Origin of the sequence: Legionella sheltonii (assembly GCF_026191355.1) — a bacterium.
In the GTDB taxonomy this organism is placed as follows: domain Bacteria; phylum Pseudomonadota; class Gammaproteobacteria; order Legionellales; family Legionellaceae; genus Legionella; species Legionella sheltonii.
Genome location: NZ_JAPHOQ010000004.1, coordinates 271,756 through 283,713 on the forward strand (window position 1 = coordinate 271,756; position 11,958 = coordinate 283,713).

Sequence of the window (11,958 nt, forward strand, 5' to 3'; positions counted from 1 at the left end):
ACTACAACCGTTTTCATGCCATTAGACCTGAATTTATACATTTATTTTAATTATAGTACTAACTGGATAAAGCAATATCAGACCAATCTAAAAAAACTATGTGCGCATTAAGAAGAATCGGGTAAATCGTTTTTTATTGCATAAAATTCACCCTCGAACAACTTCAACAGGTTTACTCATTAATTTATATAGAAAAATTAATTTTTTAATGTCAATTAACGAGGTTTACTATGCAGTTCAATTGCTTCATATGCTTCTTGAGTTTGCTTATCTCTTTTATTTATAAATCCAAATATATCCGAATAAGAAATTGCTCTCGTCGCAATTTGATTTATTTCTTGCATGGCCTCATCAGCCTTTTTAGAATCTTCTATACCTTCTTTAGCTTTTTGATAAATTTGATATATATGATTGGGAACCGGTGTTTCTTTGCCCTTGATATTAATTTTTGATTTACTTCCTAACTTTCCTATCTTCCACTCAGTTTTTTCAATTAAATCAATTATCTCGTTAAGTGAAGAAACGGCTTTTTCTTCTTTAATTTTACTTTTTTCATCTCTAATATATTCTTTTTTAAAATCTTCAAGATCCCCCTCTTGATTTTTATGTTCTTTGAAAAGTTCCTGCCATTGCAAAGGTTCTTTTTGAGATAACTTCTCAGTTTCAGCTTTAACTTGTTTAAAATATTTATCATAAATCTCTCGAATTTTGGTTTCTATCCGTGATTCAGGCTTGCGACGAGACAATGCCCCCTTATTAGTCGTTGGTGGGTTTTCATTTTGATCCTTCGATACATTATCGGTTGGTGGTGTTACAATTTCTTCCTTCGGTTCTTCGGGGGGAGCTGGGGGTGTTTCTAATATCACTGCCTGCTCAACTGTTTGTGCTTCTTTTGCCAACTTTATCCGTTGATTAATTTGTTGGTATTCGCTAAGTATGTTCTTATACGAGCGTGCGGCCAATTCAGTGAGGCGTTGTAATGCTTCTTTATTTTTCTCAGATTGATTGCGTTGATACTCCATCTCCTTAAAAGGGGACTCTATATCAATAAGCGATTGTCGTTCGCGCTCAAATGTCGTTAACCATTCCTTATTTGCTTGTTTTATCGATTCAAATTTTTCCTCAACGTCTTTAATTTGTTCCGCGAGTATTTTCTTTGCATTGGTTAATTGCTGTTGAAATATTAAACCATCCACAGCTAAATCGTCCTGAGTATAGGATTTGCTCTGCTCTATGACTTTCCTCAAGTTACTCGCGTCAAGCTCGCTTTCATTAACTTTATCTAATACATTATCTAACTGCTCTCCCGGGATATCCTCTTCTCTTATCTTAGATAAGTTCTTACTTGCTCTTTCAATTTCATTTGCTAATACTGCATATTGCTTATCAAGCAGTGTGATCTCTGATTCTTCAGGTATTGTTAACCAGGGTAACTCTTCACTCAAAGACATTTTATTGGTTTCAGGAAGTTTATTAGCAACAGATTTCGCTAATTGTGGATTAATATTCTGCAGCACGTATTTTTGAACGTCTACCGGCTGGTCTTTAATTTGGTCTGCTATGGAATCGCGTGCCTTGTTAAAAGACTCGATTACTTTATCGATCTGATTTTTTTGCTTTGAGGCTAATTCTTTTTTTGCTTCTAATTTAGCTTTGAGTATATATCGCTCTAGTTCAGTTAATTTAGTTTGTGCTGTTTTAAGGTGAGACTGTGAATCGCCTATAGCCTCTTCATCTGGAATTTTTGACCGCTCGTCTTCTAATTTCTTAGAATTTGATGCAGATTGGATAGGGGTCTTTAGATCAGTTCCAAATTTGATATTTAAGCTAATCTGTTGCAGCGTCCCATATCCAAATAAACTTTTCTCCATTATAAACGGAATCGTTTGCTTTGTATCTTTATAAATTAGGTTATTAAAATAAGCCTTATATTGATTTCCACAATGTTTGTTCGCCTCTACCAACCATTTTTCAATAAATTTAGGATCGGCATTACCTTTTATTACCTTATTAGTAAGTGCTACTACTTTTAAAAACGATTCATTTGCGAAAAATTTATAAGTCTCTTCAATGGGATTGACGTTGCCATATTCATCAATCTTTGCAAATCCCGCAAAGTGCTTATTAAAATTTTCGACCATTTCTTTACGAGCTTGTGGTTTTCCTCTTGTGTCTTCAAGGAGTTTTTTGTAATTATCTAGTGCTGCATTATAAAGTGCAGTAATCATCACTTGTTTGGTGATGACCTATCCCCCAAAAATAATGCCATGACATAGATGAGATTTCCGATAAACTAAACCAAAAGGAGATCTCAAAGTGAAAAAGCGTTACACAGAAGAACAAATTATAAAAGCAATCAAATCGCATGAAGCAGGTATAAAGGTCGAAGAGATATGTCGAGACTATGGAATTTCGTCAGGCACATTTTACAATTGGCGAAGTAAGTATGCTGGCCTTGAAGTGAATGAGGCCAAGCGTCTTCGTGAGCTTGAATCAGAGAATGTTAATCTTAAAAAACTGTTGGCAGATAAGCTCCTGGAGCTAGAGGCAATGAAGGATGTATTATCAAAAAAGTGGTGAAGCCAGCAGCAAGAAAGTCGATCATCGAGCACCTAATATGTTTCTTTAAGTTGAGTGAGCGAGTAGCTTGCAAGCTGGCAGGATTAAGCCGCACAGCATTTCGTTATCAATGTAAACCACGTACGGATGAGAAGGCCAGAACACGACTCAAGGTTTTAGCCGCACAATATCCGGCCTATGGTTATTTAATTCTTCATGGACTACTTAAAGCTGAAGGCTTGGTTCAGAATAAGAAGCATACTTATCGATTATACACTGAGGAGGGACTTCAAGTTCGAACAAAGAAAAGGAAAAAACTGACTCGTCCTCGCCAACCAATGGAAGTTCCTTCTGCACCAAACCAGCGTTGGTCGATGGATTTTGTATCGGATCAACTTAGCAATGGGAGACGATTTCGAATATTGAATGTAGTGGATGATTATTCTCGTGAAATGGTTGGCCAGCTAATATCTACCTCAATCAGTGGCAAACAAGTGGCTCGCTTTTTAGACCAACTTATTGAGCAAAGAAATAAGCCTGTTAAAGTGATTTGTGATAATGGTACAGAATTTACTAGTAAAGCGATGTTTTTCTGGAGCAAAGAAACGAATGTCACTTTAGGGTTTATTCAACCAGGAAAACCAACTCAAAATGCGTTTGTTGAGAGCTTAAACGGGAAATTCAGAAATGAATGCCTTAATCAGCACTGGTTTCGAACAATGGAGGAAGCACGATTTGAGATTGAACAATGGCGTAAACACTACAATAATGTTCGACCTCATAGCTCTCTAAATTATATGCCTCCTGTTGAATACGCAAGAAAGGTGGCATAGGATAATGAATCTCATCAAAGAAGTGGTACTAATTTAGGGGATAGGTCAGTGAACTCTTGCGCATTTTCATATTTTTCATATAGGGCATAGTTACTTTTAACATGTTTCTCAAAAGAGCTTTTTGCTTTAGATAAATTTGCACGTAAAGTGGATACTGTATCCTCAAGCAATTTTCGTGCTTCTTCTAATTCACTTTTTGATGTTTGTGGATGACTTTGCGCAAAGGACACCTTTGTATCCTGGCTCATAGCGTCATTTAATGAAGCTTCTTTCTTTTTTAATTGAGTTAATTCTTTCTCTAATTCCTCAATTTTTGTTTCAACAGCTACTATTTCCTCACGAACTGGATTTAATTGGCTTTGTTCTCCATAAAGCGCACTCAATTGTTCGACTGCCTTTTTCAAGTCGATATCTTTTTCTGCTGTTGTCTTTATAGATGCTGGAAACACCGCAGGGTCAGGAAATTTGATGGGCCCTTTAGTAAGGAACTCATTTTTTTGTTTGGCAAGGTCTCTTTGTTCTTTAGCGATGGCGGCTCTTTTTTTGTCTCCTTGAAGTATCTGAAGGAAGTCTTCAGAAGTTCTGGGCAGCCTCAATGTTTGCTCAGCGCCAATCTCTCCATAAGTACTAGTCAACTCGGCGGCTGATGATTTGCTTTTAAGTGCTGTTTCGATACTTGGTGATGTGTCAAGACGAGATATTCCGAAACGAGTAGTATACTTTACTTGTAATATACCATCCTTTTTTCCTGAAATTAAAACATGTGTTCGTAGATTTTGCTCCGGGATAAACTGTTCGAAATCTACGTCTCGATCATCTATTTTTTTTGCGACAATGGATTAAGCAAGAGATATAAGTTGTTTTTGTTCTTCATCTGTATTATGTGGTTTATCCGATTCATCGAGTAATTCAAATGGATTATCATCAAAAGTAACCGTCACATTAACTATTGCACCAGGTCGTTTAATAACAATTACAACCATTTTCATATTTAGTCCTGGGTTATGCACCTTTTACAAGTATAGTATTAATAAGGACCAATAATTTACTAAATGAGCAATTTTTTATCTTTTATTGGGTAAATCAAATAACTCGCTTTTTATGACAAACAATCCATTTTTGCACAAAATTCAAACGCTTACCCTTTGATTTTTATGAAAAAGTCATTTTTTTATATTGTTCTTCTTGAAGAAATCGGACATAATTTATTAATTATTTCAACCCCTGGCTGTAGGCATCAAAATAAAGTTCTACTGGGTTTTAGCGGTATAGAGAGAGCAAGTATATTCTTCAACTAAGGACTGATTCGGAAAGGGCGTTTTTATGCAATGGAAAGGAATACTGCATTCTTGCTTTAGTTTAGCAATCCTATTAGTCGCATCATCAGCCCTAGCTTATGATGAACCCGTTGTAAATTTAGGTTATACCAGTTTTTATGATGGAAGCCCGCCCTCAGGACCCGGCTTTTATTTCCAAGATTATTTTCAATACTACACTGCGAATCGTTTTAACGACAAAAATGGCAATGAACTGCCTCTGCCCCGCACCAATCTTGACGTTGTTGCCAATGTGACCCAGTTTATTTATGTGTCTACAAAAAAAATTTTCGGTGCTAACTTAGGTTTATCCACACTCCTACCCTGGGTGGTAAACGCCAAGGTACGTGATGGATTGGACAATACCGTATTAAAAGCTGAGAGTGGTCCAGGTGATTTGTGGATCGGCCCTGCACTGCAATTTGATCCAATTATGCGCAAAGATGGAAGAGGACCTTTATTTGTTATGCGTCTGGACCTAGACGTGATTATGCCCATTGGACGATACAGCAGTATCAACGCGATTAATCCCAGCAGCCATTTTTGGTCTTTAAATCCTTATTGGGCTTTTACCTTTTGGATGACACCCAAATGGTCCACTTCCGCACGACTGCATTATCTTTGGAATGGTGTGAATCATAGCCCTAATGTGTCTTTTGGTCCCAATGTTCATTCCACTCAGGCAGGGCAAGCTGTTTTTGCGGACATTGCAGTGGGTTATGCACTAATCGAAAAGCTAACTGTGGGCGTAAATGGCTACTTTTTCAATCAAATTACTGACACCCTGGTTAATGGTGTTGGGGTTCCAGGCCGCAAGGAAAGTGTTTGGGCGATTGGCCCAGGAATGGTATACAGTCTTTCCAAAAATCACTTTGTCTTTTTAAATGTGTATTCCGAACAAGATGCCAGAAATCGAGCTCAAGGTACTAACGGGATCCTGCGTTTTGTGGCTCATTTTTAAGCTGGATTGCTATCTCCCACCACTTGGTATCTCGATAACGAAAACCTCACCAAATGCATTTCTATTCGGGCAGAACTTCAGGGATCTCTTATACGCCCATCCCTAAATTGTTGAGAATATTTTTAATGCGACAAAACTACCCGCTAAAGGTGCCTGCAGTATGGGTTTACCCATGAAATTGCTGAGAAGCACCAGTGCGTTTAATTGGCCTTTATTGATTTTGTTGGGTTACTTTATATAATCCATCACATTCATTCAATTTCTTAGAAGGGATTACATTGAAAGTTGCTATTATTGGAGGGTCTATAGCAGGTTGTGCCTTGGCCTTATTATTAAAAGATCAGTTTGAAGTCACGGTTTTTGAGCGAGCACATGATTTAAAGTCTCGCGGAGCAGGGATTACACTTTCTATTGAATTATTAAATAATTTAATTGCCCAAAATCTAATTGATCAAGACACATTAGCCCATACCTTGACGATGCGTAGTTTTTATTGCAAAACGGCGAATGAACCAGTTCATGGGAAATTTTTATGGCAACAGGGAATTTCCATGGCCAGTTTGCATTGGGACACTTTATTTATCAACTTCAGAAAAAGGATCCCTGACTCTATCTATCGTCAAGGAGTTAAAGTCATTGCGGTACAACTTGATGAACAGGCTGGCCAAATTACGTTGGCGTCTGGTGAAACACAACGCTTTGATTTGATTGTATTTGCCGATGGGGTGCAATCTATAGGCAGAACGTTGATCGCCAATACACTGCCAGAATATTCAGGTTATGTTGCATGGCGAGGGACCGTGGAGTTTGAGCGAATAAAAAATAAAAACCTTTTCAACGACCAAGCACTATACTACTGTTTTGATAAGGGTCACTTATTAACTTATCCGGTATATCACCACCAAACCAATAAATTAAACTGGGTATTTTATGAAAAATTAACGCATAAAGACCTAGAAAATTTAGGTTCAACCACTTTAAATGACTTTTCTATACAAGCGAAACAACATCTACATCAATTAGCCCGGGATCAATTGCCTGAGATTGCAGCACAAGTTATTTTCGATACCCCCAGTCCTTTTATGCAAAAAATTGTGGATGTCAGTGTCAATCGCTTTATAACTCAAGGAGCGCTTTTATTGGGTGATGCAAGCGCAGTGTTACGGCCTCATGTCGGAAATGGTGCGTCCTTGGCGATTCAGGATGCACTGAGTCTTAGTGAACACCTCAAGCAATACGATGATTTCCAACAAGCAATTTCTGCATGGGAAAAAGAATCTCTCCCCAAACGCCTGGGTATCTATGAGTTATCAAAACGAATGGCGGATGCTTTAGTATTGCACCCTGTTCCATGGCAAGAAATGAACGAAGCTCAAATGAATGTATGGTGGGAACAAATCATCATAGGGGAAAAATGGTATACAACTTCCACCCAAAAGGCTTAGGCTCATTTCTTCCCTCTCCCCTGCCCCTCTCCCGAAACGGGAGAGGGGATATTTTGTTGCCCCACTTTCCCTCCTCCCTAGGGGGAGAAGGTATCCGCTAGGGCGGATGAGGGCCTGGATATGTTCAATTGACTAAACCTTTTCAAAATCAGAATTTTCTGAACTCCACTGACTCCATGCTCCTTGATATCCCTTTAAAAACTGTTGTGCAAACTGATAAAAACGAGAGAGGAAAATAAATCTTTGTTCATAATAAGGGGTTAGGAAAGGATCGGCGCGATGCACTTCAGACAAATTATAATAGGGTGGTATTGAGGCGTGTCGTGCAATAATTTCATCAAAACTTACTTTATCTGCATTTTTTAACATGTCATACATTACAAAAAAAGTCGTGGTCCTCCCCTTTCCTCCACGACAATGTAGATGAAACCAGGTATCTCTAGAAGCTTTTTTTATTATTTCCAAAAACGCATCAACCTCTGAATCAGATGGTGCAGCATGATCAGTAACATATAAACGGTGATAATCAAAACCTAATCGAGAAACCAAATCAGCTTCATTTTTTACTACTTTAACAGGAATGGTTTTGCCGCTGGAGTATTCCTTAGCCGCAAACTGTTGTGAGGATAAAACGCCATTTATCTTTTTCTGAGCTCTTAATAACTTTAGCCAATGTTCTTGATCTTTAAGACTTTGGGCGTTACTTTTTCCTCGATTTATCCAATCGTACTCACTCACTAAAGTAATCGCCCTTCCATTAATATAGCCATGGCTTTCCTGGCGTAAATCCAGTACCAACACTCTGGCCCTCCCATGCTTGGCAATATACTCAGAGATATCTTTCCACCCCTTTTCACTTGGCTCCTCACTACCAGAAATCGCTAAATCTCTAATACCTAGCGTATTTCCTTGGTATGCAGCAGCGATCATGGAGGCATCACGAAACCATTTTAATGGAGAAGAGGGAAACTCATTGTCTTCTACAATACAAGGATTATGGATACTGCCATCACATACCTTAGCTTCTGTTTGTGCGAAAGCCATTCCTTGAGTCAATGAAAAGGTGATAAAAGAAACGATTATGTGCTTCAGGCTCATCCGTAACCTCCAATCAAGGAAACATCATTCCATTCTATGTTAATTTTTTTTCCTACTGCAAGAGGTCCCACTGCTATTAAGTGAACGTGTAATATCCCCCCCACCCACAATGGGGCGAGGGGACTCTTCGTATATTTTATCCTTGTTGCTGGATGACCATCCATTTTTTATACAATCGCTGCCACGCTGCCTTACTCTCAGGGTTCACCCAGTCATAGCCTATATACTTCCAATCCTGATCCTCGGGATTAAAACCAAGATTGCGGATGTAGTCTGCATCACAAATAAAAAATTGATTTTTAAATGGCAATAAAAAGCCACCTTGTGAGCGCTGATATAATTTCGCTTCCGCATAATGGGCAAACCAATGATTCAAAAATCCGCCACGAATAAATGGCAACTGGCACTTCAAATCATTCCAGGATTTAAAACCTGTTCCCCTTGCAATCACTGTAAGTGCATGTTTACGCTTAACCTTCGTATTTCTTATGTCCTCAAGAGAAAAATTGCCAAACTCAGGTAAATTTTGAAAACGTTGAGCCGCTTTTTGGGCGATAGCGTGATTTGCAGAATACAATGATTTTAATAAAATAGACGCTTGAATTTTATACTCTTCAACGCGAAATGAAGTATGTGGTTTATTCATGTAAATCCCCTTTGTTCTCTGCCAGACACCCACTTTTCCAGCAACAAAAAGGTTAATGAATAATTAATAAATCAATTAATAACCAGGGTGAGATCCTCTTTCGTGGGTATAGGCGTCCCATGAAGCCTAGAGCAGATCATAATCGACAAATGGATTCCTGTAAATATTTTGTTCTTTCATTGAGTGGAAAGCGCTACCTATACTTTTGTAATTGTACGGCCCGAATAATTCGCGCCATACATGAACACTATTTTCTTGGGACACGGTCATGGACACACACGTACACGGAAATAACTCTTATTTTGTAGGAACACAATAAGAATTAATAAAATGCATTACACTGCGGGCGAAATGGGGACTCCATAAATCCTGATGTCCTTTGTCGGCAAATTCAATCCATTTTTTAGGTTGATTGGCATGATTAAAGAGAACAACGCCTTGATCATAAGGCACAATTTGATCCAATTTCCCATGCAGCATTAAAACAGGGGTATGAATTTTTTGAATACGTGATAAAGAATCATACTTATCCCTTAATGGAATGAATAACCAAGGATAATGAAATCGAGCCAGAGCGGTGAAAGACGTATAAGGAGACTGCAAAACCAAAGCACACACCGGAAATTCCGTTGCCATTTGTGTCGCCACCCCAGTTCCTAATGATTCGCCATAGAGGACAATATTAGTTGCCTGGATACCCTGTTGCTGTAAAAATTTCATAGCTGCTCGGGCATCCTGGTACAATCCTGATTCGGTTGGGTTTCCCGGATTGCCGCCATATCCGCGGTATTCGAGCAATAACACGCCAAAACCTTCTGATAAAAATTGACGAACCAAATACATACGATAACCAATATGACCTGCATTGCCATGCAAATAAAGCATCGTCGGTTTCTTAGCCACAGAAGGTTTATACCAAGAATTTAAAGTCAATCCATCGCCAACAGGAATTTCAATGAGTTGCATATCTTCTGCTTCAAAAGCGTTCCGATCAGGCTGCTCCGGAGATGGAAAATAAATGAAATAACGCTGTAATGAAAAAGACAATACGAAAATTAAAATAAAAATAAAGAGAATCACTAGCAATTGTTTGAGCATCATCTTATTTCATCTTCATTTATTGAGTTTCACTGCAAAAAAGGATAATCAGTGTATCCTCTTCCACTACCTCCATATAAAGTGGCGCGGTCTAATTCATTCAAAGGCGCATTCTTTTTAAATCGCGTCACCAGATCAGGATTGGAAATAAAATACCTTCCAAAAGCAACTAGATCAGCGTAACCACTTGAAACCGCTTCAACAGCCATTTCTAAATTATACCCATTATTCACCATCCAGGGACCATCAAACGCTTTTCGTAATGCATGGAAATCAAAACCATATAAGTCCCGTGGCCCTTGAGTTTCTCCTTCAATAACATGAACATAAGCTATATTGAATCGGCTCAGCTCCTGGACAAGGGGAAAAAAAACGGCGGTAGGTGACGTATCGGTAACGCCATTGGCATGACTTACTGGCGCAATTCGGATTCCTGTTCGATGTGCACCAATTTCAGACACAACCGCACTGGTCACTTCCAACGCAAAACGCAGTCGATTCGTAATCGACCCCCCATATTGGTCAGTCCGAAGATTTGTACCATCACATAAAAACTGATGAATGAGATACCCATTCGCAGCATGAATTTCAACCCCATCGAATCCCGCTAAAATTGCATTCCTTGCAGCGACTCGATAATCTTCGATAATAGCGGGAATTTCACTGAGCTTTAATGCACGTGGTGCGCCAACCTCGACAAAGGTACCATTTTCAATAAATGTGCGTTGTCCGGTTGCTGGAATGGCAGAAGGTGCAACAGGAGCAATACCTCCAGGCTGAAGAGACGGATGTGAAATTCTTCCGACATGCCAAAGTTGCAAATAAATTGCCCCACCACGTGCATGAACCGCATCCGTTACCAATTTCCATCCAGCAATTTGTTCCTGAGAATAGATTCCAGGCGTCCAGGCATATCCTTTGCCAGTGGGAGAAATTTGTGTTGCCTCGGCGATGATTAAACCTGCATCTGCACGTTGGGCATAATACTCTGCATTCAATTCTGAAGGGGTATCAATTCCGTGTATCGAACGATTGCGCGTTAGTGGAGCCATGACGACACGGTTTTTTAAAGTAAGGTCTCTTAAGTTAAACGGAGTAAATAGAATTTCGTTATTCATAGTTATTATTGCCTCGTGCGGTTTTTACTCAAAAAAATCCATCTCATGACCTGTATTTGGACTTGATCTTTTTTAATTTTGTCATTCCTGAAAAAGCAGGAATCCATTTTTCTAAATATTGTGCCAAATTAAGCTTGACCTGCTGCCTTCGCGGGAAGGACAAAATGGTTACAATTAAGCGAAATGAAACCCAGGATCAAAGATTTCCCTCTGAATATTAGAATACAATTTACCTTGGTACAAAGCTAATTTATATTGACACATCAAACCCACAAAGATATGTTTTGCACACTTTGATCATAATTAATTTTTTAAAATGAAAAATAATACTTTTGATCCATCTTTAGAGCAAAATGAGGCCATGCAAATTGAAGCTCTGCATGAACCTGCAAATCAAGACGCTCAAATGAAGCATAATAAAAAACGTAAAGATCTTGATGAGGAAGGCGGTAGAAAAAATGGAAAAAAGGCCCTGGTTAAAAAAAATGAATCTCTTTCAATAGATACACAGCTATTAAAAAAATTAAGAAGGCAATCGTTCCCTATCCTTGAGGCTCATTATAAAACCAAGCTACTTAATAGTGTGCAAGTGAAACAAAAACTGGAGGAACTTAGAGGCCAAACAAAAAATCCTGTTGAATTTTTATCAGGGCGTGTTGACAATTTATCCCCACCGGCTACGTGCCGCGACTTGTTCGCGGCATCCAGGAAATGGTCAAGTTAAAGATGAACTTAATTCATTGCTCTAATCGATTGATGAATAGAGCAAACTCATAATATATCGATTTCAATATCAAGTATAAAACGAGTTTGCAATGGCTAGAACTGATGCTCAGTGATGAGCTATGGTCTAAGCTAAAGGAGATAATGCTACAACATCAGAT

Annotated in this window: 11 protein-coding genes; 4 read left to right on the top strand and 7 right to left on the bottom strand. The window is 38.7% G+C overall.

Annotated features, from left to right (window positions below; all coding sequences use genetic code 11):
- Positions 1–215: 215 nt before the first annotated feature.
- A complete protein-coding gene (locus OQJ26_RS06380) occupies positions 216–2,231 on the bottom strand; it encodes a GumC domain-containing protein (RefSeq protein ID WP_265703050.1) in 2,016 nt (671 codons plus the stop codon).
- An 85-nt stretch (positions 2,232–2,316) separates the two neighbouring features.
- On the opposite strand from OQJ26_RS06380, the gene OQJ26_RS06385 reads away from it, so the two are divergent.
- A protein-coding gene (locus tag OQJ26_RS06385) for an IS3 family transposase (RefSeq protein ID WP_265674795.1) occupies positions 2,317–3,392 on the top strand; the annotation gives its coding sequence in 2 pieces (ribosomal slippage) (positions 2,317–2,566 and positions 2,566–3,392; 1,077 coding nt in all).
- A gap of 14 nt (positions 3,393–3,406) precedes the next feature.
- On the opposite strand, the gene OQJ26_RS06390 is transcribed toward OQJ26_RS06385, so the two are convergent.
- Both OQJ26_RS06390 and OQJ26_RS06395 read right to left on the bottom strand, forming a co-directional pair.
- Positions 3,407–4,027 (bottom strand): hypothetical protein, encoded by a 621-nt coding sequence (locus OQJ26_RS06390; protein ID WP_265703051.1) that lies wholly within the window; start codon positions 4,025–4,027, stop codon positions 3,407–3,409.
- 204 nt (positions 4,028–4,231) lie between these two features.
- Positions 4,232–4,381, bottom strand: coding sequence for a hypothetical protein (locus OQJ26_RS06395; protein WP_265703052.1), 150 nt, complete (start codon positions 4,379–4,381; stop codon positions 4,232–4,234).
- 334 nt (positions 4,382–4,715) lie between these two features.
- On the opposite strand from OQJ26_RS06395, the gene OQJ26_RS06400 reads away from it, so the two are divergent.
- Together OQJ26_RS06400 and OQJ26_RS06405 are read left to right on the top strand one after the other, a co-directional pair.
- Positions 4,716–5,669 (top strand): SphA family protein, encoded by a 954-nt coding sequence (locus OQJ26_RS06400; protein WP_265703053.1) that lies wholly within the window; start codon positions 4,716–4,718, stop codon positions 5,667–5,669.
- A gap of 278 nt (positions 5,670–5,947) precedes the next feature.
- On the top strand, positions 5,948–7,114 hold the full coding sequence (locus OQJ26_RS06405) for an FAD-dependent monooxygenase (protein ID WP_265703054.1): 1,167 nt from the start codon (positions 5,948–5,950) through the stop codon (positions 7,112–7,114).
- Positions 7,115–7,246: 132 nt separating this feature from the next.
- Here OQJ26_RS06405 and OQJ26_RS06410 read toward each other — a convergent pair whose 3' ends face one another.
- The 4 genes from OQJ26_RS06410 to OQJ26_RS06425 form a co-directional block, all read right to left on the bottom strand.
- The gene (locus OQJ26_RS06410) at positions 7,247–8,212 is read right to left on the bottom strand and encodes a phosphatase domain-containing protein (RefSeq protein ID WP_265703055.1); all 966 of its coding nucleotides are present in this window, start codon (positions 8,210–8,212) and stop codon (positions 7,247–7,249) included.
- Positions 8,213–8,348: 136 nt separating this feature from the next.
- On the bottom strand, positions 8,349–8,858 hold the full coding sequence (locus OQJ26_RS06415) for a hypothetical protein (RefSeq protein ID WP_265703056.1): 510 nt from the start codon (positions 8,856–8,858) through the stop codon (positions 8,349–8,351).
- Positions 8,859–9,155: 297 nt separating this feature from the next.
- The gene (locus OQJ26_RS06420) at positions 9,156–9,956 is read right to left on the bottom strand and encodes an alpha/beta hydrolase (protein ID WP_265703066.1); all 801 of its coding nucleotides are present in this window, start codon (positions 9,954–9,956) and stop codon (positions 9,156–9,158) included.
- A 29-nt stretch (positions 9,957–9,985) separates the two neighbouring features.
- Positions 9,986–11,074, bottom strand: a complete 1,089-nt coding sequence (locus tag OQJ26_RS06425) for an alkene reductase (RefSeq protein ID WP_265703057.1) — start codon at positions 11,072–11,074, stop codon at positions 9,986–9,988.
- 316 nt (positions 11,075–11,390) lie between these two features.
- Here OQJ26_RS06425 and OQJ26_RS06430 point away from each other — a divergent pair, with 316 nt between their 5' ends.
- The gene (locus tag OQJ26_RS06430) at positions 11,391–11,798 is read left to right on the top strand and encodes a hypothetical protein (RefSeq protein ID WP_265703058.1); all 408 of its coding nucleotides are present in this window, start codon (positions 11,391–11,393) and stop codon (positions 11,796–11,798) included.
- Positions 11,799–11,958: the final 160 nt, after the last annotated feature.